This is a genomic window from Mucilaginibacter sp. PPCGB 2223, assembly GCF_001705515.1.
In the GTDB taxonomy this organism is placed as follows: domain Bacteria; phylum Bacteroidota; class Bacteroidia; order Sphingobacteriales; family Sphingobacteriaceae; genus Mucilaginibacter.
The window spans coordinates 418,302-442,419 of record NZ_MDJS01000002.1; the positions used below are offsets into that span (position 1 = coordinate 418,302).

A 24,118-nucleotide genomic window follows, 5' to 3' on the forward strand; every position below is an offset into this window, starting at 1 on the left:
TTGTCGCTTTGCCAGATAAACGACAGTCTGCAGGGCAATAATCCATATCCCTTTTTGCTGATCTGATGTTTTCGAAATTGTAGTTAGTAATCATCAGTGTATATTACAATAATCGGTTTTGTAGTTCAGTAAATGTCCCATTCCCAAACACCCTTTATCCCGTTTAGTATCTTAACGCGTAAATAGCGGGCCTTTATGTCAAATTTATCAGTATGTGGCGATACCATTTGTATTTCTGATCGTCCGCCGCAGGGAGTCCAGTTCTTTCCATCAACAGAATACTCCAGAAGGTAGGAGTGGCCGGCTGTTGGCCTCACAAAATAAACCTCACTGCTACTGATTTTGACCGGTTTACCTAAATCTGCCATTAGCCAGTTTTCTGTATCGCCCGGTGCGGCCATCCACCGCGAACCATTGGAACCATCAAAAGCAAACAATGGAAAAAACGATTCTTTGCGATGTAATGAGGTATCACCTTCAGGTTTGATCTTCAAGTCAGCACGTGTACTGGACGAAGTTGCATTAAAAACCTTTTTAGGCTCAGGCCATTTTGTTTTAAACAAAGCGCCAACCCCATCTTTACTGAGCTGCACGGGCTTGATGGCACCGGCATCATCAAATTCCAACCGGTTAACATAGGTTTGCCTGTTGGTGCTTCCACGGCCAAATTCCAGATAAGCAAAATAATAATCATCAGTTCCAGGCAGGTTAAATACACAGCCATGCCCCGGCCCATAAATACCAAGCTCATGGTTTGTAGTTGTGACGATGTCATTTTTAGCCGGAAAATCAAACGGCCCAAGCGGAGACACCTTACTGGTAACATAGGCATACTGATAGTTTTCTGCCCCTCCAAGTGTGTAGAGATAATAATAAATACCTTTTCGCTTAAAAAAGATAGGACCTTCAGAATACCCCGAACGGGGCGTTGGTATCGTTATGCTATTGGTATCAACGGTTATCATATCAGGATATAATCTTGCAGCTTTGCGTCTTTGCCAGAACAGGTAGGCCTGTTTATCGTCGTCGACAAAAACTTCGGCATCAATGCCGGCAGGCGGCCTGGCCTTTACAGGCTTAAGGAGTGTTGATGAGGTATACGGATTGTAAAAAGTGTCGGGCTTTATAACTAACTCGAAAGGCCCGTCGGGCGAGTTTGCTGCCGCCGCATACATAAAGCCATTCACAGTAGGGTAAATATAATACTTAGCATTGGCGGCTATGACTTTACTTGGAGCCCAGTATTTTTGTTTTGCAGCCGACGGAAAATAGCAGCCGGAAAAGCTCCAGTGAACAAAATCTTTTGATTTCCATACTACCGGCGGGCCGGAAGTTTTTAAGCCGTTATCATAACCATCGGTTGTTGCATAACAATAAAAAGTATGATCGATCACCTGAATGCTGGCGTCGGCGATCATATCAGGTATCAAAGGATGACCAAACGGATTATTTGTTTGCGCCTTCAGGTGGTTTATGCAAAGTGAGAAAGCGATGTATGCAATAACCTTTGTTCTTTCGGGTTTTAAAAAATTAAGTTTTGACGGCATAGTATGTGCTATAGTTAGGTTAGTGAATAAAAACAGGAGATGCGACAGGCGCGGTGCGAGCCAAAAGTTTCGGAACACTCCAATCTTCCATGTTTAGATACCTTCATTGTCGTAGCTGCGTACTTCCATAGCTCTGATAGTCGCCCCGTTAACGGTTTGCCGCAAGCCCAGAACAATGTTGTTTTTTTGTCCCTTTTTGAAGTTTAACCAACATTCGGGAATATAATATTCACGTTGCGGGCCCAGTTCCCAATGACGGCCAATGTTGTGTCCGTTGACATAAATATAGCCATTGCCAGAAGCGTTGATAAGCAATCGCCAGGTATGTTTTTCGGCATTTTCGGGCAAAATAAATTCAGACTGGTACCAGGTGAATAAAGCATCTTGCGTGCCTTTAGGCTGTATATGATTTCCCTTACGCGGAATATTATAAACGGTATCCAGCCGAACACTGGTCCAGTTTTCAGGGTGGAATGCAGCAACGGTAAATCCCTGCTGGACACCATCCAGGTTATCCGCGTATTCCCATTTAAGTTTCTTATTAATCAAAGAGTCGCTCACGGCAAGCCCTGCTGCCCGTATACCACAGAGTTCCTCCATCGGGAAATAGCCATGTTCATGTCCGATATTTTCATACACCAGCCACACTTCATTATGCCCTTTTTTGAGTAATCCGGTTAAGTCAAAACGATTGTCGTACTCGGTATCTTTTAAGAAGGTAAACGATTTATCCCGTTCGCGCGTTACCTCCGATGCCCATTTTTCACCTGGATATATCCTGGGCGCGATTTTACCGTTGACTTCTATACTAATAATGTCGCGCGAAAAAGTGTTAAACAGCATTCGGGAATATTTGCCTGCTTCAGCCGCATCCAAATCAAACTTAGTTCGATAGCGAACATACCGGGCATCGTTTATGCCCATTTCCGGTAAAGAGATGCCTTCGGGCAATGGATGCCAAACACCCTCAGCACCCTCATTATATTTTTTTACATCCTTAAAACGGAAGCTTAACTGCGGCTGTGATTTAGTAGCAGGTGCTTGGAAAAACCACCATTTACCCGTTTCAGGGTTTCCGTGGGGCGGAATAATAAGTACTTTGGTTTCCATAGGCGCCAGGTCATAATTGATAGGGAAGGCCGTTAACGAAGACATAGCCGTATCTGCCGTATGTTGACCGCCTATCAGCACTTTATTTCCGTCCTGATCGATGTTATACATAGGTTGGATGGTGGTGTTTTTACCGGGCTTAACCTGCGCGGCGCCGGTGTGACTGTGTTGAGGGGAATTATTATGAATAAATACAAACCGGGTACCATCCGCAGCAATACGCAGCCCTCCGACAATTTCGTCAGAGGCATTGTCAAAAGCGCACACTCCTCCTTTAGAATGGATGAGTTGAGCGCCGTATTGCTTAATAAAATCGCCCACATTTTGTGCGGCATAATATTTTGCTGATAGCGCCCCGTTCTCGCGGACAGCCGCATTATAATCATATGTGGTAGTTTGTCCTCTCGCGCCCCAGCCGGCAAAATGAGTGCCTCCTACAAAAACATACGGAAAAATGCCGGTAGCCCCGCCAGCGATAGACATCATGGCCAGCGCGTAAAAGTGCCGGTCGTTTGAGTAATGATCTTCGCTTAACGTACCCCCTACGGTAGAGAACCACCCTCCTTGTAATTCTGTAACAAAGCCGGGCGCATCAGGCTGCTGTTGCTTCAGGTTTTCCATGCGTCGCGTACAGCTAACAGCGTCTCTTAGCCCAACATAATAGTTATCGCAGTCGAACACCTGCGATAAAACGGCGTCTTTGCTACCTCGGCACTCTGATGTAAGGCAGGTAAAGATTGGAACAGTGATGCCGGCACCGTGCATGCATTGGTACATACGCTGCAATGCATAGGCCTTATTGCCAGTTTTGTGGGCGTTATACTCGTTCTCGATCTGAACGAGGATCACACCCTTTTTACCGGGTGCTCTGGTGGTGATCTGTTCGGTTTTTATAATCCTGCAGAACGCTTTATACCAGTGGTCGTGCCAATCCAGATAGCGCTTGTCGGCACTTCGCAGCCAAAATCCGTTAACATCGGCCGGGCGAAACCTGGCCAGCCAGCGCGGATATCCTCCGCCCGCAAACTCGGCACAAATAAATGCTCCCGGGCGTAAAACCGTGTATAATCCAAATTCGTCCTGGGCCATGTGCAGCCAGTCGGCCAGGTCAGTAAAGTTAAATTGTGAATAGTCATCAAGCCCCTTGGGCATATTCAGTTCACATAAATTCCAGGGAACGTAGGTCTCGACCGTATTAAAACCGGCTGCTTTTATTTTTGCAAAACGGTCTCTCCAAAGTGCTTTGGGAGTTCTGAAATAGTGAAAAGCTGCACTATAAATAAAGGTTTCTTTACCTTCGATATATAAGCAGGCGCCGTCATATTTGATCTTGCCAGGAAAAGGAAAATATTTTTTCGGTGGAAGATCCTGAGATCTTAATGACAGGCATGCTGCCATCAACACGAGCAACTGAAAAAGCTTTTTTTTTAACATCAGAACAAAAAGATAAAAATAAAATAATGGTCAAATAGATTACATCATCTATCCAAACCATAGACAACATGAAAAGCAATCTATACTCTTATAAATGTCCATCTTAAGCAAGCACACAGGCTGGGTACTGCTGCTGTTCATTCTTAAATCGTTGTACTCTTGTTAAAAGACGTTGAAACCTGCGATTATTACGAACAAGCGTGAAAATATTTGACCCTGTAACAATACCCTGGGTGAATCACATTAATGGTTCGCCTGTCATAATTTAGCTACGAAGCCACCTCCCGGCGACAGCTGTAAAGTAAGCGTATCGGCCGGCTTCATCAATTGTTCCTGCCGGTTTATGGATACATTATTCACACCGTCGTAAACCAAAGTTCCCTTTGTTGGGTGTGCAAGAAAGTTTAACGGGATTTTGACTTCGCTCGCATTTGCCCCATTCATAACCCCTACCCACCAGGTATTACCTTTTCTGCGGGCAAAAGCAACAATTTCTCCCATTTTGGTACAATTCAAAACCCTTGTTTCATCCCATGTTGTAGGGATCTCCTGGAACAGGTCAAACATTTGGCTGGCCAGGTAAAATTTATAATTATCCGCGAAATGTGTAATCGGAGAAAGATATACAATGGCTTGTGCAAACTGATGCGCCCAGGTGAATTTTTGTGATAACAGTTGCTCAGGGTCGAGTATCACCGGTGTAAAGTCTGCCGCGCCGGCCATCAGGCGGGTAAATGGTAACGAAACATCCTGTTCGAACGGAGCCACTCTTTTATACCGGCTCATATGATATTCGTTTCCACGGACGGCTTCCCTGGTAATATTCACAGGGAACGTTCTTGTTAAACCCGTTGGCTTTACAGCTCCATGGAAATTTAGTATCAGTTTAAGGGCAGCACAATCTTCCATAGCTGCCATGTACCATTGCATGATCGAAGAAGTTGCATCAGGGATAAAATCGATCTTGATACCGGATGCTCCAAGATCTTTAATTCGTTTTAAATACGAATAACGCGTTGTTGCTGACCGCATTTCATTCGAATTCGCCCAAACAAGTGTCTTCACGCCAATGCTTTTGCCATAGTCTATCACTTCACCCAGCAACTGCCATTGATCTTTGCCGGGTTCCTTCCAGTTGCGCCACCCGTCATCCACTAAATAATATTCCCACTTTAATCTGGCTGCTGCATCGTACCAATTTTTTTGATCAGCAAATTTCGGAGCGCCAACGCTCCACCATTGCCACAGGCAACGGCCGGGCTCTACCCAGCTAAAGTCGCTCCCTTTTTGGGGTGCGGGGCACAGATTCATAAGCAGGTCTGAATTTACCAGTTCAGTTAGGTTCCTGGCAATGATCGTTGTTCTCCAGGGGCTTACCTTTTGCCCGTCGTAAGTGCCGTTAAGTATAGCCTGGGCGCTGTCAGCACGGGGCCGGATCGTCCATCCGGCCGGGGCGTATGGAAAAGTCGCAATAAAAGAATTTTCGTTCCTGATAAATGACATATCCGAAAAGTCTTCGCAATCCGCTTCCGAGATAGAGGCAAAAAAACCATTTATATCGAAAGTTAACGGCCCCATTATCGGCTTTGCCTGAGGAACCGATTGCAGCGAAGTAACATGGCTAAGCCCCTCATAACTTGAATTTAGTTCAGACCAGGCTACCTGGCTCACCTTCCCCGAAAAATTCCACGTGGTTGAGTCGGCATTGATATATTTCGCATCACCAGGTAAAGTATAGCGGATAGCTACGCCGTCATTATAAGCGCGAAGGATCAGTTTGAATGGCTTTTTGGCTGATATTACAGGGATAGTTATTTCGTTAGCCTCATTGTGTGCGTTTTTATGGGAACCATAGATGTCATAGTTCTCCCTGATCTTTCTACTTGAAGGTCCGGCGATAAATTGAGGATCTGCACCCAGGTCGCTACCATCTACAGTTAAACCTAAACGCGAAGACGTGATCAGCTTTACTTTGTTGGCTATGACATCATATACTAACTTACCCTTTGATATATAAACCCTGGCGTTGATCTGTCCGTCGGGGCTGCTGACAATCATTGTTTTTTGTTGGCCCCGGGCCACGATCGGGCACAGGGATAACAGAATGACACTTAATAAAAAAGATCTTTTGCGGGTTGATGGATATTTCATGTTATTAATTTATGGGACAGACAACCAACTTCGATATTTATACCACCGGGCTATGCGGATATGTTCAAAGTTTTATAAGATTAGCTGAGCGATCCACCCGAAGTTGTTGATTTATTGTATTTGACGTGTCGTTGTTTTAGCGTGGGTTTATAAAGCAATTATTTTTAAACAAATGACGCATAAGCGCTATGAAAAAATCTTCACCACATTTGCATAGTTAAACTCGTCCGATGTTTTTTCGGGCAATGAAATAACTAAGCCATCCTGGTTTCTTTCAAAACTTAAAGGTTGTTTTGTTGGCAACCATTCTATTTTTTGAATTTCCTTTGGAAAATACTCCTTGCCCCTGGCCAAACTTTTTACAACCAGCTTTCCGTCTTCCGGCCAACCCATTGCAGTGGCATACAAGATATCATTTTTAGTAGCAAAACGAATATCCTGAGAAGTAAACGGTTTCCCTTTACCTTCGTTAAAGCCTTGTGCATTTAATTTTGATGCCGCATCCTGCGCCGGGCCTTCGCCGAATATCTTCCATGGCCTTGTGGCATAAATACTTTCACTATTTGCTTTCATCCATTTGCCGATCCCTTCAACTACCTTTCTTTCTTTTTCATCAATGGTGCCATCTCCCCTGACAGGGATATTCAGCATCAGGTTGCCATTTTTCGCTACAATATCAACTAAAGTTTGTATCACTGTTTTTGCTGTTTTGTAACCATTGTGTTCGTACAAACTCCGTTGATAATGCCAGTTGCCGATGCAGGTATCGGTTTGCCATGGCAACGGCTCAATTTCGTTAGCCTGGCCACGTTCAATATCCCATACCATGGCCTTACGTTGATTTTCGTTCAATATTTTTCCATTGATTACAGCTCTAACTTCGCCGTGTTCTTTAATGCTTTTATTATATAAATGGGCAGCTATGCGCAGGCCGGCATCGCTGATGGGCCAAAGCGGGAACTGCGAATCGTCGAAATAAACGACATCGGGATCGTATTTGTTGATAAGGTCTATCGTACGGTTATAAAACTTGTCGATATATGCTTGTGTTGGCGGGTATGCGCCGTTCTCCCAACCCCATTGGGAGTGTATTGAATTATCTTCTAAACTACGCTGGCTTAACGGATGGTCCTGGGCATACAACGCCTGCGGATCCAGGCCATCCCACCATTGCCCTTTTCCATCCGCTTTTGTGAGTTTTCCGTCGTAAGGGATGCCTGCAAAAGGGCCTGATTTATCCGAACGTTGTGCCACTTCATACCAGCGCCACGCATGGGAGGCGTGAACACTCACACCAAATGGAAGCCCGTTATGTTTTGCTGCCTTTGCCCAACCGCCAATCAAATCTTTTTTAGGGCCGACCTTAGTAGAGTTCCATTGTTTTTGATACTTACTATCGTATAAGTCAAAGTTGTCGTGATGGTTGGCAAGCGCCATAAAATATTGCGCGCCTGCATTTTTATACAAACTCACCAATTCTTCGGGGTTCCAGTTTTCGGCTTTCCATACATTGATCACATCCTTAAATCCGAACTTTGACGGATGCCCGTATTTTTGAAGATGAAGTTTATACTGCCACGAGCCTTCCTCGTACATGGCTCTTGCATACCAGTCGCCTGCTTCAGGCTCGCATTGCGGCCCCCAGTGCGCCCACATGCCAAATTTGGCGTCGCGATACCACTCAGGGGTTTGATAATTCTGCAGTGATTCCCAAGTTGGTTCGAACGGGCCTTTTGCGATCGGCTCGTTTAAAAGTTGACTGCCAAAAAGATTACTGCCCAATGCCGGCGATAAGTACAGCGACGGCAAAGCAACAGCCATTCCTTTAATTAATGTTCTGCGTTTCATTTTAAAAGAGGTTTATAAAGAACTTATAAAGTTGGTTTGATATAAAAGTCGGTTTGGTATTATAATTGGAAGATCTTGTCCATCAAAATCCATTTCTCCCCGCTTTTGGCCCATGGCAGGGGTTGTTGAAACTCCCACATCAATTGTTCCCACTCCTGAACTTTTGGGTTCGTGATATCCATGGTTGCCTTATGTTCAAAACTAAAATTATCGTCAGTTTCCATGATCATAAATAACCGGTTACCCGTCCGGTAAATTTCCATAAGATGGATGCCCGAATCGGTAATACTCTTTGTGACCGCAGGCCATGCATTCTCTTTTTTGTGCCAGTCGTCATATTGGGTAATTAATTCCGGATTATCTTTGAGGTCAACTGCCAAACAGTATCTTTTCATTTTATTAGGTTATAAAAAACGGCAGGTGCTGGTTTTTGAAGTGAATATATATATGCGGATTGAATACGTTGGCGTTGCAACCCTATCAACAAATATATTTACCGGTATTTGTTTCAAATTATATTAATCTGACTTTTTTTTGTACAAATCAGACTATTAAAGATAACTATATATCTCCGCCAGGTCCTTAATCAAACAGTGATTGGTTTTTTGTGCGATTTCGAAACAATAGACTTCGGCCGGAAAGCTGGAGCCCTTAATAGCGTTCGCTTTAATTTATTTTGTTAGCGGGAAAACGTCAGGGTCCCGAAAACTTAATTGATCATAGGTGCCGCTGGTCGTACTATAGTCACCACCACCGCCCTCGGGGCAAATTGCTGTTACAAATCGAGTTTTATAAGGCGCGTTGGCCCCCTTTACTTTAAAAACAAGTTCCCAGCCTGGCCGCATCGTACTACGGCCTCCGCTCGGGATAATGGTTTGGTCAGAGTTTTCACAGGTGTTGTAAGGCGTGAACGGGACTGTATTGGTTGTATTGATAAAGCGGTTATTAAAGATAGAAAAGCTTAATACGGGGGTAAATTGACTACGCCGAAACCAAGCACTGCAAGCGGTTGATTAATGTACTAAATCAATTTAGTAAAAATAATAAATAAAAAGGCCATACAACCGGCTCTTGAAAATCTGTTATCTACCATATTAGTACGCAATTGCAATATTCCCCGGTGTACATGATTTACTACCGATTGGTAATTTATCCCGGTTACCTGTGCAATCTCTTCATATTTCCACCCATCAAAATATTTCAGAAAGATCATTTCACGTTGTCTTTTGGGCAGATCATTCAAGGCGGTGGTGAGCATGTGCGACATTTGGAGATTGTGTTCCTTTTTTACCAAAATCTCTTCGTGCGAAAAAACAACATCCACGTCCATATCTTCGGCTAAAGGCACATTCTGGTTGTGCTTATTTTTGAGGTGGTTGATAGCCATTGATCGCGCACATCTGAAAAAGTAAACTTTAACGAAGCTAATGGGCCCGAGTCTTTCTTTTCGCTCCCATAATTTCACAAACATATCTTGCAACACGTCCTCGCAGGTATCCTCATCTTTTAATATTTTGATGAGGTAATGGTACAGGGAGGCATGCAAGGTACAATGGATACAGCCAAAGGAGTCGATGTTTCCCTGAAGGGATTCGTTCCACCAATCTGATAATTGATCATTGATATTCATTTTAGGTTTTTTGTATACAGATCCCTGTTTGGTTCGTTGATACCTGACCGCCACATCATATCAGTCGCGATGAGTAATCAAATTTTGTTGCAGGATCATAATTGGTTTATAAAACGAATATGACATCATTCGTTCAGAAAAAACGGGTATGAACTGACCAATTATAGGGTGTAATATGGCCAAATATGGCGGATGTGGTTGTTTTACCTGATCCGGGTGTACCGCTTTTTAAATATCTGGCGATTTTGCTTGGCAAAATCGGAAGGGCTGACGTTGAAAAGTTTTGAAAATTGTGTGCGAAAGTATTTGATATCATTGAAGCCGACAGCGAGCGCAACCTCATTAACATTCATATCTGTTTGGATGAGTAATTCGGCAGCTTTCCGTAGGCGGATGTACCTGACGAAGCCCGTGATGTTATGACCGGATAACGACTTAACTTTACGGAAGATGTTCGACCGGCTCATGCCGAGCGCATCCGAAAGAAATTTGATGTTGAAATCAGTATCGGTCATATGCTGCTCAACTACTTCGATACACTTTTCTAAAAAAAGCTTATATTCTTCTGATATATCGGCATTGGTTGATTTAAATGTAATGGCATCATAAAAGTAACTCTGTAGGGTGCTCCTGTTTTGTAATAGATTGGCCACTCGTGCCATTAAAATATCCTTTTCAAAAGGTTTGCTGATATAATCGTCCGCCCCGCTTTCAAGTCCCTTTATTTTGTTCCCTGGTGATGAACTGGCCGTCAGTAATATCATCGGGATAAAACTTAGGGCCGGGGTTTGTTTGATAATGGCACAAAGTTCCAACCCGTTCATTCCCGGCATCATCACGTCGCATATGATCAGGTCCGGTCGTTTTTCCTTTGCGGCGATTAGGCCGCTTTCGGCATTTTCTGCTTCATAAATCAGATACAGCGGCTCCAAAACGCTGCAGATGTATTTACGCATGTCGTTGTCGTCATCGATAATGAGGATCGCCTTGCTGTCTGTAACGATGTCTTTTTTCTTGGGTATTCCAATTTTTTTTGCTTTCTCTTCTGTATTCACTGGTTCAACAGCCAATTCGCTTAACAGGCCTGTTGATGCCGGCGGCGTTGCCCAAATATGAGGTTCCGGGAAATGTGCAAATCCCGGCCTTAGACGCAGATGAAAAGTTGTTCCCTGGCCAGGTCGGCTTTCATAGCTTAATTCGCCGTGATGATCATCCGTAAACTTTTTAGCCAGGTACAAACCAATTCCAAACCCTGCCTTTGTAAGGCTGACAGCTTCTGCAGACCGATAAAACTTATCGAAAATGCGCCCGCCCCTATCGGGAGCAATTCCGTTGCCTGTGTCTGATACCTGTATTTCTATCCAGTCATCATCAGGCGCCGTCAATACGCTTACCAGCACTTTTTGGCCAGAAGGGGTGTATTTAATCGCATTCGATATCAAATTAAAAATAATGATCTCTATTTTTTCCCGGTCGCCATAAATGATCACCTCATCATCAGGAAGAACCAACTTAAAATCTATCGATGAAACCTTAGCCTGCTGTACGAAGCACAGATATGCGCCTTTACAAACTTCAGCGATATCCATAGGAGCGATGTTCATATCGGCCGCCCCTTTTTCCGCTTTTCTAAACAGTAACAGTTGGTCTACTAAACTTAATAAACGCCGCGCATTACGGTAAACAATATTCATCTCATTGCTATATTCATTTTCAGGGAGCGACAAAAGGTCTTTTATTGGATTGATAATCAGCGATAACGGCGTGCGGAATTCGTGCGAAATACCTGTAAAAAACTCAATCCGGCGCTCATTGATTTCATGCTCTTTTTCCTGGAGGCTTCGCTGGTGTTCGGCCCTTGCGTTAGCCAGTTGTATTTCGTACTTCAGGCGCGCCTCGCGTAAACGACGATGCCAATACCAATAAATACTTAATATTAATATAGTGAGATAGCCCATATATGCCCACAGCGTCCGGTACCAGGGCGGTAGGATAGTGACCTTTAAAGATAAGGTCGGTCCGGTCCACTGCCCCTCACGATCGCTGCAATTTATTTTTAGCTCGTAGTCCCCCGGATCAAGCCGGCTGTAGAATGCGTTCCGCCCTTGAGCAGCGTTGTTCCAGTGCCTATCCCATCCTTGCATGATGTAACGGTAATTGATGCGTTCCTGTGCGGTAAATGCGATGGCTGCAAAATTTACCAACAACGATGCCTGATCATAAGGGATCGTTACGGCTTTGATATCTTGCCCACTGGTATTGGTAATATACTCCGGGTGTGCGCTCAACGCATCGTCGTTGATTTTTATTGATGTAATCAGTAATTGCTTTATGCTTTCGAGTGGTAGTATTTTCTCCGGGGAAAACAGGCTTAGCCCGTTAATACCGCCAAACGCCATTTCTCCATCTTTTAAAGCAAGAGAAGCGTTATAATTAAATTCTTTATTTAGCAGGCCGTCACTTTGATTTAAATTGATAAATACCCGCCGGTTGACATCAAACCTTGATAAGCCATTATAGGTGCTCATCCAAAGCCTGCCGTTTTTGTCCTGCTCTATGGTCAATACGTTGTTATTACTTAGCCCATCATCAGTGGTGTATTGTTTAATTACTTTATCTTTGCCCTGGTCAAAAAGTATCAGGCCTGCTTCTGTACCCAGCCAAAGCTGCTGTGCTCCGGCGGATCGGATTGCCCTAACCGGTGCTCCGGTAGCAAAATAGTGATGACTCTTATATCTGGTATCAATGCGGTATATTCCATCAAAAGTACCGCCCCAAAGGTTACCATCATTATCTTCAGCTAAAGAGATCAGGTGTTTCAGCTTTGGGTCAAATACCCTAAACTGGTCTGCGGCCCTGTCATATAAAAATAATCCGTCCTGCAGCCCGCTTGCCCATAAATTTCTGTCTTTATCTTCGTACAGGATAAAAAATACGACCGGTCCTGGTTTGCCGTTCGCATCAATGCCAGTGTAGGTTTTAAAAGTGTTGGTGCTCTTCTGATAAAGATCTATTCCACCACCAAACGTGGCGATCCATATTTTCCCGGTATGATCCTGCTTAATACTGGTTATAAAGTTAGAACTCAACGTTCCGGCAACGTTGGTTTTATGCAAAAAATTTTCAAAACGATCTTTCGACCTATCCCAGATACTTAATCCGCCGCCGTCTGTCCCTATCCATAAACGGCCGTCCCTATCTTCCAAAAGTGATTTAACAAAATCATTGATCAGGCTATTGGATTTTGTTGGCTCATGAACTATATTTTGGAAACGATCTTTTATATCATCAATAATATTCACCCCGCCGCGCAACGTGCCTATCCATTTACGGCCGTCCTTATCCAAAAAAATTGAAAATACAGAATTGCTTGATAACGAATAATGATCACTTCCGCCAAATAAGTAGCTCATCTTGCCCGACACAGTATTTAAGATATTTATTCCGCCACCATCGGTACCAATCCACAATTGCCCGTCGGGCATAATTTGCATCCCTTTTACCCGGTTAAAGCTTAAGCCGTTGTTGTTTTCAGAATATGCTTTATCAAATTCATGCCGGGTTATATCATAATGATACAGGCCGTTATTGGTGCCTACCCAAAGATCTTGCTTGTTTCCATACAGGCAGGTCGCTATTTTTATTTTTTCGTCAATGAAAGCAATACTTTGCCTTGAAGCGTCATAATAACAGAGCCCGATGTTCTCTATGAAAAGGTACATGCGCCCTTCTATTATTGTTATAGCCGAAACATTATAGTCCCATTGCGTACCTGCGCCAGTTTTTAAAGGTATGGCGAGGCCGGTTTTGCCGGAGGTTTTATTAAACAGGATCAGTCCGGATTTTTGCGTGCCGACAAAAATATTACCCTCTTTGTCCGACTTGATGTCGTTGATATATGAGCGTATCTGAAAAGGTTTTCCATTACCCGGCTGAATTGCAAAAGCTGGCGAAAATTTGTCCTCCAGGATATTTAAAACGCTTACACCCTGTCGTGTACCAACCCAAATATTGTGATATCGATCTTCGGCTATTGCATTGATAAAGCTATGAATAATTGCCCCTGGCTTGTTAGGATTACTGCGGTATACCTTAAACTCATATCCATCGTACCGGTTAAGACCATCGTAAGTGCCAAACCAAATATATCCCTTGCTATCCTGAAATATAGTTCTGACCTCGTTGTTTGAAAGCCCGTCTTTTATTCCGAGTTGCTGCACGTATGGCGTAGCGGCTCTGATCGACAGACATAAAGCCCACAAAAGGCTTATGGATGCTGCCCGCAAACAGCGGCTACTATATTTTACATTAAAAATGTATGCCATATTAAAAAAGCAGGGTACTTTTTTATTAATTAGTTAATTTAACTCAGCAGGAGCAGCGCTGAAGATTTATTGGTTAATTAGGCAAGTACGGATATTAACATAAGTTATTTACCGGCCGCCCTGTTGCGGTTTAATTCTATCTGCATGATCTTATATTTTACTTCGTTCCAGTGCAATAATGTTTGCTCCCGGCTAACGTGAAGCTTTTTAATTTTAAAATCAAACATTTTGTCAATTGGCTCCGGTTTTTTTTTCATTACGCAATTTAAAAGTATTTCCTTGCTTTGTAAAATTTTACAGATCGTATCATTTTCATACTGAGTTAATCGCACCACAACGTTTGGACTGTCGTTTCATGGATTAATAATATGCTTATCCTTTCCCGGGGAATAGTTAAATCAGAGATCTGTCATTCCTTTAAGATTTATTGAATGCTCATTTTATCCTGCTTTGAGAGACTGGACACCTGCTATATGGACAATGTTGTTAATACTTTATACTCATACGCTATATTAAACTCATAGACACCCTGTGGTGGCGGCAATACTTGCTAAACGAAAGGCAAGAGGTCGTCGACGGCAGTTTGCGCGTATAAGTAAATACTGACTTTGAGGCCGTAGCCGGTTTGGTTTTTCACCTTAATAAAATACCCAATGGCCCAGCCGATCTTTCTGCAATGGCGATTCTGGCAGGTGACGCCAGCGACTTATTGCGGCGAACCGGCGACACATGGCATGGTCAGCGTCACCGGCAAGCAATCGTCTGTATTTCCGGCTTACTGAGTGACCGATACTTATCCTTCCACGCCATTTAAATATATAGCGTTTACCGGCCTTCTAAATAGTTAAGACCCTTTTCAGAATCGTTTCGCAACCATCTTAATAACCAGGAGCATTACTAACGAATAAGCAAGCTGCGATTCCACTTTTGCTAAAATTAAACCATGTTTTTTAACTCCGCACTTCGCGCCGCATAAACAGGTAATAGGCCAGCGCAAAGCATCCGGTCATGGATGCCAGCAGGCCGCTTACCTGTGGCCACACCAGCATCAGGCTTTCTTTGAACGGCAGCGGCGACGGGACCGCCCCAGCCATCTGCTCCATCGTCAGTGGCCCCAGGCTGCGGACAGAGGGCATCAGCAAAGTAGCAACCGCATCAGTGTAAAGATGGTTAGGCGCTATCCGAAGTATATTTAAAATGATGTTGTTGTACCTGATCACCTCTTCCTGCGTCAGCATGGCGGGGTCTGGTAAAAATGACCGGATGACCAGGTTGACCACCAGCTGGTAAAAGATGGTAAAGAACAACCAGATGCCGATAGCGGTGAGTGCGGATGTTGCCGCCTGCCGGAAAACAATAGACAATGTAATGGATAAACTTAACCAGAAAGCGACATAGGCGATGGTGACGACCAAAAATCCGAGTATGCGCAGCAACTCCTGGGGTTCCATGCGTACACCCGTTAATAACAGCCCTCCGCCGATCATGAGCAGGGCAAGGGTTGCAAATAAGCTGCTTACGACGACCAGTGCGCTTATAAACTTGGCCAGCAAAATATTGTCCCGGTATACCGGCTGGGCCATCAACCGGGTTTGGGTGCCACTATTTTGCTCAGCATTGATGGCATCAAAACCCATGCTAATGCCCAGCAGGGGCGCCAGAAAGCTCAAAAAGATATGGAACGGCGGGATAGAATTGTCGGTCGTGGTCAGCAATTTAAGATACAGAAAAGTATGGTCCGGGTCATTCACGTTCCCGATGGCTGCTTTGATATTGCTAAGCGACACATACAAAGAGGCAACAAACGTTAAAATGATCAGCCCGATGAGTATGGCAAAACGCCAGCTGCGGATATGATCGGTTATCTCCTTACGGACCATTACGCTGAATGGCCCTGCCCCGGAACTATTTTGGGCTACCGGCTTTTTGAATGCCGGATTCAAAATATTTTTGATAGATATCTTCAAGTCCATAATTTTTTTGATTAACACGGGTGATGTTATAACCATTTTCCACCAGGAGACGCACCAGGGCCGGTGTAATGTTCCGGCTGCACGTAAACTCAATTTCGTTTTCCTGTACAGATACCTGCTCGATATCTTCCCAGCCTTTTAAAACTGGTTCTAAAGCCCGTGGATGGGCTATCGGTTCTTCCAGCGCAATTGAAGTAACATACCCTGCCGCACCGAATAACTGGCCGGACAGTTTCTCCATGTTGCCTTCTGCCAGTAACCTTCCCTCCACGAAGATGCCAACCCTGTCGCACACCTGCTGCACATGGTGCAAATGGTGCGAGGAAAGCAGAACAGTGAGGCCCTGCTGCCGGCTCAGTTGTTTGATCAATGCCAGGAAATCTTTGACACCTGCCGGATCAATACCAAGGGTCGGCTCATCTAAGATGATCACCTCCGGCTGCTTGATCAGTACGTCGGCTAAGCCGAGGCGCTGCTTCATGCCCCTTGAAAAGGCGGCGGTCTTTTTATCCCTGTCAGCGGTCAGGCCGACCGTTTCCAGGGTCTCGGCGGCACGCGCCTGCAGTCCGTCTTCGGGTATACCGTTCAGCCTGCCAATGTACAGCAGGTTTTCCATGGCACTCATGTTGTCGTAAAAACCGACACTGTCAGGCATGTAACCTACTTTCCGCTTCACTTCCATCGGGTTCCGCGTCGCGTTATATCCACAAACCTGTGCCAAGCCTTTGGTGGGTTCAGTCAATCCCAGCATCATGAGTATCGTTGTCGTTTTGCCTGCGCCATTCGGGCCGAGCAGCCCGAAGATCTCGCCCTGGTCAACATTTAAGTTCAGGTTATCGACCGCTTTTTGTGAGCCATAAAGCTTGGTTAAGCCTTTTAGCTGTATAATAGGATCTTTCATCGGTAAAAACGGTAATGGGCGGTTTATCTCCTCCCGTATTTACGAATGAGGTAATACACGATGCCAATGGCCAGGAAAATCACCAGGATGCCGATCCAACCCGAAAGGAGTGAGGTTTTAACGGTCAGCCGGTAAGCGATCTGCGCATTGGTACTGCTGGAAGTAGCCGTAAAGGTGGCTGCATAATCACCGGCCAGTGTTTTATCCGGCACTTTTAAGGTGGCGGTTATATTTACCGTCTGACCCGGCGCCAGCTGCTTGACCGAAGCGGGGTCATAGGTAGCCTCCCACCCGGTAGGAAGCTGCCCGGAGAGTTGCAGATCATTCAGCGGAAGCGTACCGGAATTTTTAACGGCTAACTGGAACTGTTTTTGGCTGCCCGAGGTCACCTCGTCGCTTAGCTTGCCGGTGGGTGTGCTTAGCGTTATACCGTAAGAACCTTTAACCACGGCCTCCAGCTTTAGCGACAGCGTATCTGCATTGGATGCCGCCTTGATAGGGATCATGTATTTTTTAGGGGAAGCGTTCGGAGCGGCATTGATCTCTACGGCGATGTCCTGCGATTTACCGGCGTCCATGTTGATCGAGGTCAGCTGGCTGCCGTCTACTTTGAAAGCGATCATCCAACCGGCCGGTAGGTCTGTCTTTAACTCGTAAACATGTGCGCTTGGCGAGCCATTGTGCAGTGTTGTAGTGTAACGGAAAGTTTCATTGGTCGCCGCTTCAATATTCATCAGCTTGGCGCTGAAACCTGATTTGCCAGGGGCCACGGAAGCTGACTGCTGTGCGCGGGCCATGAAGCCGCTGGTAGACAAGATTAAAAACAGATAAATAGATTGGCACAATACGCCGGAACGGGGGGTAGAGAATTTAAATAACATGATCTAAGAACTAAAACGATTAAATAATAGCTTTCAAAAAATGCTTCGAAAAATGTTGGTTTAAAGTGTTTAAAATTGACGGTCCAAATAAAAAAAGCCGACCCAAAAAATGCAATAGCTTTAACATTTTTTAACAATTGCGACATAGTTCCTCTTTGTTCAGGATAGCAGCTCAGCGGTTGTTTTTTGTTGTCAGCGCCGGCGGTTGCCTGATCACCGTTTGTAAAAACTTAGCCCGCATTGTTGTTATGCTGGCCCGTTTGCCGGGCAAGTACGAAGGCAGCAATAACGCTGTGCTGCACCTGGACCTGGTGGAAACTAAAGCTGAACTAATTTATTTTTTTGGTACGACCCGCTACCGGGTGGAGTTAGGAGCAATTATTCCATTTTTCCAATAAGAAAATCGCGAGCGATAGTCGATGCAGGGGTTATTTATTCTTTATAATTTTAAATACGTTGTCAGCGGTCTTTGAAGATATCCTAACTATATATACATCGGTACTTAACGCAGAAAGATCGACTTGGACAATACCCGATTGGTCGGCAAAATGCTTACTGTATACTTTCAAGCCGTTTTGATTATAAATCTCCACGAATGGCTGAATCTTATCTCCCAGGTTTATATTCAGCGTATTTGAAAAAGGATTTGGGTAAGGCGCAGGCGTGTCTGATAGTGTAATCTGCTTAGTGATAGTACCCTGACAAGCTTTATCTGTAGAAATTTCAATATTATTTATACCGTTTGATAAATTCAGGTTAATGGAACTATTGGTAGTGGTTGTTGTTACCCCATTTAGCTTGATATTATAAACGCTGCCGCCATTCATTGTCAGTGTAATGCTGTTGCCTGTTTTATTAAGGGCCACATAAACAGCTAAATCTTTTGGTTCGTCTATTACTATCGTAAAACATTGTTGATAGTTGCTTTCGCCTATTACTTTGAAGCAAACATTATACGTGCCTGCAGCAAGGTTGTTAATTGTAGTTGTTGTAACAAACTGGTAACTTGCATTTACAGAGCCGCCGGTAATGGTTACGACATAATTTAAAACTCTCCCAGCCGTAATACTGACAGACCCGGTGCTCGAACCCCTGCATGATGCGCTGGTTACAGTTAAGTTAAAATTTGTTGCCGGAAGCGCAAATACTGTTGTAACTGCTATTGCGTTAGATATTTGTTTAATGCCACTCACTGTTACGCTTGCGGTATACGAACCACTTTGTGTTGCTGTATAAGTTGACGTAGTGGCGCCGCTAATATTTACCCCATCTTTCATCCATTGATAAGTATAGCCCGTGCCTGTACTGGCTGATAATACCACACTGCCTCCGATGATAAATGTCGTTTCGCCGCCAGCCGTTATAGTCGGCGCGGGTACATATTTAAATCCTGGTAAAGTAGCTGTTCCAGCAGGTGTGGTAAGTGATACGCTGCCTGATGCGCCTGCACCTACCACTGCAGTAGCGGTAGTAGCAGATACAACGCTGAATGTTGCCGCGTTTACGCCTCCGAAAGTCACCGCCGTGGCGCCGATAAAGTTGGTGCCGGTAATAGTAATTGTGCTGCCTGTGGCGGCTGTTGTTGGTGTGATAGCTGAAATCGTCGGCGCAGTGGTGATAACTGTAATGGTTAATGACGCGCTGCCGATTCCCGATAGGTTGCGTGCAGTTATAGTATAGGTTGTTGACGGGCTGGCGGAGGTTGGCGTGCCACTGATCTGGCCAGTCGAAGAATCTAAAATTAATCCGACAGGCAAGGCGGGATTAACGCTATAACCCGAAAGAGAAATATTCCTGATCACCGAATTATCATAATCGGAAACATATAAGCTATTATTCTGGCTACAATAGGTTATTCCATAAACGCTGCCAAGAGCAGCGCCTGCTGTGGGCACAGTAACTATCATACCCGCGGGAGTAAGCACCCTCAGGCTGGAAACCCCATTCTCACTAAAGTATATATTACCTAAATTATCTATCGCGAGGCCCTGTGGTTCGGGTAAATCAACGGAGAGGGCCGGACCATCTGCAATCTTTGGCGTAGTGCCGAAAGGCATTGCATCGCCTGCTATGGTTGATACTGCAGCCGATGGCGTTATTTTGCGTATATGGTTATTGAAATAATCGGCCGCATACATATTCCCGGCTGCATCTATAACTAAACCGTCAATACCGTTGAAACGGGCGGTCGTGCCCGTTGCATCTACATAACCAATGGCGTTGCCTCCGTTTCCGCCGATACCTGCGAATGTACTGATACCTCCCGTCTGATCTATTTTGCGGATGTCATAGTGCTCACCTACGTAAATATTGCCAGCAACATCTATTGCTATACAAGTTGGCGAGAAATTAACAAGCGGACCTGACCCATCTGTTGATGGGCTACCTTCTTTTGCCAGAGTGCTCACTATACCTAAAGGTGAGATTTTCCTTACCGAAGTATATGGTAAGGAGTTTTCGGTTACATAGATATTCCCGGCATTATCAATAGCCAGGTTGCGGGGCGCCCCAAAACTCGCCGTAGTAAGAGTGCCATCGGCCGTTCCTTGTACCCCGTTGCCGGCATAGACAGATGTTACTCCGGATGGTGTAATTTTTTTAATAACGTAATGGCTCGGATCGGCAACGTAAACATTCCCTGCAGCGTCCGTCACACATCCCCAAGGTTTAGTAAAATTCGCGAGGTTGGTAATTTGCCCATATCCACCTACGGGCACCGCTCCACCTGTATTGACTGGAGTTAAGGGGGAAATTGCAGTACCGGCAACATAGTTTTGCGGGCTGGTATATGAGATATTAGGAGCCTGTGAAAAAGCGTAGATAAATTGAAACAGGAAGAAAAATGGTAAAAAAAACTTCCTCATAATTAAAATTTAAAAACTTAAATAAATATAGCTATAATTCTTATAATCAAAGCATAATTCAAACAGCGTTGGTTACATTACCGAGTACCATATTTTTTAAGAATCTATGTTTTCGCTACCCGGCCAGGAAATGCCTTTAGCTTTATTACAGTCATGTTATCGGAGCTAATTCTAATGTTCCTGCATTTCTGATTGCGAAAAACATTTACTTTAACATGCCCCGGCAATTTACGGCGAATATGGATAATGAGCATGTGCTGCAGGACATTCGCCGGATTGATATGCTCTGGCCATAGGCGAAACCGACCCGTTTAGGGAGGATAACTATGAGTTTAGCGAGCTATTAGGATGGAAAGGCATGCGCCATCAGTTTTATACCTGGCAAGGGTATGCGCACAACCCGCGCAACTGGCGGAAGATGGTGCGGTTATACCTTTGAAGAGGTTGGGTTACCCCTGTTTTGCAAGTAGAAAAATATACTGATAACGATTCGCGAAGTTCATCGCGTGTTATTGTAAGTTGTCTATATCTTACTAATAATAATTTTTGGTAAATAAATATTAGCTTAGCAGACCTGAACCCATAATGAAATCTAAGACCAAATTTAAAATTTTATCGCTGCTGTGTTTAAGCCTGGCCGGTTGTAAAAAAAGCGACCCTGCAAATCAAACACCAAATAGCGGTGCTGTTACTGCAAGCATCCAGGTTGTTAGCGGCAATAACCAACTGGGGTATGCCGGGAAGCGATTGCCAGATACAATTGTATTGAAGGTAACACCAGGCAATCCCGCAGACACGGCGAAGCTGGGTTTTACAACAACCGGTGCTGCTTACGGGCAGTTCACTGTAATTGGCAGAACAAGCAGTAATGGAACTATATATATAAAGGCTCTTTGGATGCTTGCCACCAATGCTACGGCGCCTTCAATAACATTTTACACTAATACAGGTTGTAATATTGCCCAGGGTAGTTCGGTAAACTGTAAGGCTATCGATTCTGTTAAGTTATCGGCAACCGTCAGGAAGCCTTGGGCAAGTATCTATACAGGTGCTCAGGGCGGGTATAATGTATTGTATGATCTGAGTATGACAGACCTGAATCATGCGATTGCATTAGGCGAAGGCTCGGGCGTTATAAGAACAGCAGACGGCGGAAAAACATGGATACAGGGAGCGCCGATAAGATCGGATAACGATATGGAGCAGTTGGCGTTTTCGGGCCCTGATACCGGTTTGGTTATCCTGGTAAATAATTATGCATGGTTTACATACGATGGCGGAGCAACTTACAAGCAGGAGAACTGGACACCGCCTTTTGTGGGCGACCGAAGTTCGGCTGTGTATAAAATGTTGAGCAGGAAGGTTATTTATACCGCCGGCTGGCGCGGGCAGATTGCAAAAACTACCGACGGCGGGGTAACCTGGGCACAAGAGGGTTTTACTTTTCTGAATAATTTTCGCGATATGGCTGTTAAAGGTAAGGATACCTTGTATGCCTGTGGAGACGTAGGTAAGATTGTAAAAACAACCAATGCCGGTAAAACATGGCTGGAGCAACCACTTCAGCTTAATAACTACTTAAATACGTTGTTTTTTGTAACCAATAATTTTGGTTTTGCAGGTGGTGAAGCCGGCGTTTTGATTAGGACCACAGACGGTATTAACTGGTCGGTAGTAAAAACAGGGCTGCGCTTTCCAATTATAGCTATCCGTTTTTTTAATGCGCAGCACGGCTACATTGTGAGCAATAGCGGCGAGGTGGCCGAAAGTAAAGATGGCGGGTTAACCTGGACCACGCGCTGCGCAGATAACTACGGCGTTTACAGCCTCAACAAAGCCGTGATTAAAGATCAAACAACAATATTTGGATTGCAGCAGGCGGCGATCTTTACCTTCGACCTTACTCAGCCATGAAACAGCCTCGAGGTTTTAAAGGAGTATATTTAATACTTATTTTGCTTTGTGCCGTAATGGGCTGCAAAAAGGATAATAACCCAGGCAATTCATCCGCATCAAAAGGTACGCTGGCATTGAAGAGCGGAAATTCGCAAAGTGGAGTTTATGGTCGGGATTTGACCGATTCGATCATCGTGAAAGTTACTCCTGCTGCCGGGCTGGCTTTGAATAAATATGTCATTAAATTTAATATGGCTCAGGGTAACGGCCAGATCGAAAATATCTTATCGCAGTTTTACAACGGTACCATCGGTCCGGACGGCTTGGTCAGGATTAAATGGAGGCTAGGCTGCGATAATCCCAGTCAAAAACTGGTAATATACCTGTACAATAGTAGCCTTATTAATTTAAATACTGGCGTTGCCACCGCTGGTCCCGATGATTCGGTTACTGTTAGTGCTACGGGTACCAAGCCCACAGGTTGGGCAAGGGCATGCGGCTGCGGTACACCTACCTACAATGCTAAAATTGCCACTTTTGATAAAAAGACATTGTATATGGCCAATAACGGCCTTTATTCTTCGGCAGATGGAGGTATAAACTGGTACAAGGTAACAAATGCGCCAAATTGGTCGAGCATAACCGATGTTCAGTTTAACAGCAAAGGCTGGATGTATATCCTTACCAATACAGGTGTTTATTACACACAGGATCAGCAAAATTGGATAGCTATTAATAATGGGATACTTTACCCAGGTTCGCCGACGATGTTCATGGTTACAGATAATGTTTTAATGGTTAGTTTTTATTCTGATGGGCCTTATCTTAGTACCAACAATGGCGGTTTCTGGCAAAAGCTATTGGTGGGCTATGGTTCGCAGCGATATTACCTCGCAAAACAGGCACCAAACGGGTCCATTTACCTTTTTAACGACTGGACCAATTTTCTGACATCAGCTAATAACGGGCAAACCTGGCAGTTAATTTCAACAACAGGTCAAACTGTAAATTATGCAGCTTATGACTTGCAGATAGCCCCCGACAGCAGTATCTACATAGGTTCGGATAATGCTACGATAGCGAATTTTTCACCGGCGAGAAATCAATGGACCTATAAAAGTTATTACCAGTATAATGCCTCTACCCAAGCCGTAAATAATATACAGTTTTATAATAACAAGGTTTATTTTTTGGTGAATACCAGTCCAAACGCAGGTGTATACAATGGTACAGTTAATAACTACACCAAAATAAATACCGGCTTTACCGCAACCATCAGTTACTACTTCGTTAAACCCGACGGGACATTTATATTGGGCAGCGGCGACGGTTTTTATTACCATAATTAGCCGTTTTCATTGAGCCTGGTTTGGCACTTACACGCCGGGTTACAGCTAAATAAAATACCCGTTATTATTAGCTAACCGGTATCAGCTTTAGCCGCTTTGAGGGATATTTTTGCGTAAACGATTTCGTAACTAATTTGGGCCGGCAGGCAGGAAAAGCCGGCATAGTTGATAATTTCGTGTATCAGTTATTAACCAGCATACGGCGGGCG

Annotated in this window: 16 protein-coding genes; 4 read left to right on the forward strand and 12 right to left on the reverse strand. The window is 44.4% G+C overall.

Features of this window, described 5'->3' with window-relative positions:
- Nucleotides 1–125 precede the first annotated feature (125 nt).
- From BEL04_RS12360 to BEL04_RS24320, 8 genes are all read right to left on the reverse strand, one after another.
- Nucleotides 126–1,547: a family 43 glycosylhydrolase gene (locus BEL04_RS12360; RefSeq protein ID WP_066004231.1), complete on the reverse strand. Its 1,422-nt coding sequence runs from the start codon at nt 1,545–1,547 to the stop codon at nt 126–128.
- A 93-nt stretch (nt 1,548–1,640) separates the two neighbouring features.
- Nucleotides 1,641–4,091 carry a beta-galactosidase gene (locus BEL04_RS12365; RefSeq protein ID WP_066004233.1) on the reverse strand — a complete coding sequence of 817 codons (2,451 nt, stop codon included), beginning with the start codon at nt 4,089–4,091 and terminating at the stop codon, nt 1,641–1,643.
- Nucleotides 4,092–4,349: 258 nt separating this feature from the next.
- Nucleotides 4,350–6,149: a glycoside hydrolase family 97 protein gene (locus tag BEL04_RS12370; protein ID WP_254659571.1), complete on the reverse strand. Its 1,800-nt coding sequence runs from the start codon at nt 6,147–6,149 to the stop codon at nt 4,350–4,352.
- Between the two features lie 279 nt (nt 6,150–6,428).
- Nucleotides 6,429–8,090, reverse strand: a complete 1,662-nt coding sequence (locus BEL04_RS12375) for an alpha-L-fucosidase (RefSeq protein WP_066004237.1) — start codon at nt 8,088–8,090, stop codon at nt 6,429–6,431.
- Nucleotides 8,091–8,149: 59 nt separating this feature from the next.
- Nucleotides 8,150–8,485 (reverse strand): L-rhamnose mutarotase, encoded by a 336-nt coding sequence (locus tag BEL04_RS12380; RefSeq protein WP_066004238.1) that lies wholly within the window; start codon nt 8,483–8,485, stop codon nt 8,150–8,152.
- 626 nt (nt 8,486–9,111) lie between these two features.
- Entirely contained in the window at nt 9,112–9,720 is a 609-nt protein-coding gene (locus tag BEL04_RS23870; RefSeq protein WP_139113025.1) for an RNA polymerase sigma factor, read from the reverse strand.
- Between the two features lie 203 nt (nt 9,721–9,923).
- Nucleotides 9,924–13,982: a two-component regulator propeller domain-containing protein gene (locus BEL04_RS12390; RefSeq protein ID WP_175404072.1), complete on the reverse strand. Its 4,059-nt coding sequence runs from the start codon at nt 13,980–13,982 to the stop codon at nt 9,924–9,926.
- Between the two features lie 167 nt (nt 13,983–14,149).
- Nucleotides 14,150–14,302: a hypothetical protein gene (locus BEL04_RS24320; RefSeq protein ID WP_175404073.1), complete on the reverse strand. Its 153-nt coding sequence runs from the start codon at nt 14,300–14,302 to the stop codon at nt 14,150–14,152.
- Nucleotides 14,303–14,698: 396 nt separating this feature from the next.
- Between BEL04_RS24320 and BEL04_RS24705 the strand changes: the two genes are divergently transcribed.
- Nucleotides 14,699–14,827, forward strand: a complete 129-nt coding sequence (locus tag BEL04_RS24705) for a hypothetical protein (protein WP_256389404.1) — start codon at nt 14,699–14,701, stop codon at nt 14,825–14,827.
- A gap of 168 nt (nt 14,828–14,995) precedes the next feature.
- Here the strand turns inward: BEL04_RS24705 and BEL04_RS12395 are convergent, their stop codons facing one another.
- The 3 genes from BEL04_RS12395 to BEL04_RS12405 are packed head-to-tail and all read right to left on the reverse strand — an operon-like array spanning nt 14,996 to nt 17,716.
- Nucleotides 14,996–16,018 carry an ABC transporter permease gene (locus tag BEL04_RS12395; protein WP_083227909.1) on the reverse strand — a complete coding sequence of 341 codons (1,023 nt, stop codon included), beginning with the start codon at nt 16,016–16,018 and terminating at the stop codon, nt 14,996–14,998.
- Nucleotides 15,951–16,919 (reverse strand): ABC transporter ATP-binding protein, encoded by a 969-nt coding sequence (locus BEL04_RS12400; RefSeq protein ID WP_066004247.1) that lies wholly within the window; start codon nt 16,917–16,919, stop codon nt 15,951–15,953. The genes BEL04_RS12395 and BEL04_RS12400 overlap by 68 nt, the downstream gene beginning before the upstream one ends.
- 23 nt (nt 16,920–16,942) lie before the next feature.
- Complete coding sequence (locus BEL04_RS12405) at nt 16,943–17,716, reverse strand: NEW3 domain-containing protein (protein ID WP_139113026.1); 774 nt, start codon at nt 17,714–17,716, stop codon at nt 16,943–16,945.
- 221 nt (nt 17,717–17,937) lie between these two features.
- Between BEL04_RS12405 and BEL04_RS12410 the strand changes: the two genes are divergently transcribed.
- Nucleotides 17,938–18,198, forward strand: a complete 261-nt coding sequence (locus BEL04_RS12410) for a hypothetical protein (protein ID WP_139113027.1) — start codon at nt 17,938–17,940, stop codon at nt 18,196–18,198.
- Nucleotides 18,199–18,228: 30 nt separating this feature from the next.
- On the opposite strand, the gene BEL04_RS12415 is transcribed toward BEL04_RS12410, so the two are convergent.
- On the reverse strand, nt 18,229–20,664 hold the full coding sequence (locus tag BEL04_RS12415; protein WP_066004255.1) for a T9SS type A sorting domain-containing protein: 2,436 nt from the start codon (nt 20,662–20,664) through the stop codon (nt 18,229–18,231).
- A gap of 585 nt (nt 20,665–21,249) precedes the next feature.
- Here BEL04_RS12415 and BEL04_RS12420 point away from each other — a divergent pair.
- Both BEL04_RS12420 and BEL04_RS12425 read left to right on the forward strand, forming a co-directional pair.
- A complete protein-coding gene (locus BEL04_RS12420; RefSeq protein WP_066004258.1) occupies nt 21,250–22,578 on the forward strand; it encodes a YCF48-related protein in 1,329 nt (442 codons plus the stop codon).
- On the forward strand, nt 22,575–23,909 hold the full coding sequence (locus tag BEL04_RS12425) for a hypothetical protein (RefSeq protein ID WP_139113028.1): 1,335 nt from the start codon (nt 22,575–22,577) through the stop codon (nt 23,907–23,909). Before BEL04_RS12420 ends, BEL04_RS12425 begins: the two co-directional genes overlap by 4 nt.
- Nucleotides 23,910–24,118 lie beyond the last annotated feature (209 nt).

Bases quoted from the DNA above. Each gene is read 5' to 3' on its own strand.
- BEL04_RS12360 (WP_066004231.1), bottom strand. From the start codon at position 1,547: ATGCCGTCAAAACTTAATTTTTTAAAACCCGAAAGAACAAAGGTTATT.
- BEL04_RS12365 (WP_066004233.1), bottom strand. From the start codon at position 4,091: ATGTTAAAAAAAAAGCTTTTTCAGTTGCTCGTGTTGATGGCAGCATGC.
- BEL04_RS12370 (WP_254659571.1), bottom strand. From the start codon at position 6,149: ATGATTGTCAGCAGCCCCGACGGACAGATCAACGCCAGGGTTTATATA.
- BEL04_RS12375 (WP_066004237.1), bottom strand. From the start codon at position 8,090: ATGAAACGCAGAACATTAATTAAAGGAATGGCTGTTGCTTTGCCGTCG.
- BEL04_RS12380 (WP_066004238.1), bottom strand. From the start codon at position 8,485: ATGAAAAGATACTGTTTGGCAGTTGACCTCAAAGATAATCCGGAATTA.
- BEL04_RS23870 (WP_139113025.1), bottom strand. From the start codon at position 9,720: ATGAATATCAATGATCAATTATCAGATTGGTGGAACGAATCCCTTCAG.
- BEL04_RS24320 (WP_175404073.1), bottom strand. From the start codon at position 14,302: ATGAAAAAAAAACCGGAGCCAATTGACAAAATGTTTGATTTTAAAATT.
- BEL04_RS24705 (WP_256389404.1), top strand. From the start codon at position 14,699: ATGGCCCAGCCGATCTTTCTGCAATGGCGATTCTGGCAGGTGACGCCA.
- BEL04_RS12395 (WP_083227909.1), bottom strand. From the start codon at position 16,018: ATGGACTTGAAGATATCTATCAAAAATATTTTGAATCCGGCATTCAAA.
- BEL04_RS12400 (WP_066004247.1), bottom strand. From the start codon at position 16,919: ATGAAAGATCCTATTATACAGCTAAAAGGCTTAACCAAGCTTTATGGC.
- BEL04_RS12405 (WP_139113026.1), bottom strand. From the start codon at position 17,716: ATGGCCCGCGCACAGCAGTCAGCTTCCGTGGCCCCTGGCAAATCAGGT.
- BEL04_RS12415 (WP_066004255.1), bottom strand. From the start codon at position 20,664: ATGAGGAAGTTTTTTTTACCATTTTTCTTCCTGTTTCAATTTATCTAC.
- BEL04_RS12420 (WP_066004258.1), top strand. From the start codon at position 21,250: ATGAAATCTAAGACCAAATTTAAAATTTTATCGCTGCTGTGTTTAAGC.
- BEL04_RS12425 (WP_139113028.1), top strand. From the start codon at position 22,575: ATGAAACAGCCTCGAGGTTTTAAAGGAGTATATTTAATACTTATTTTG.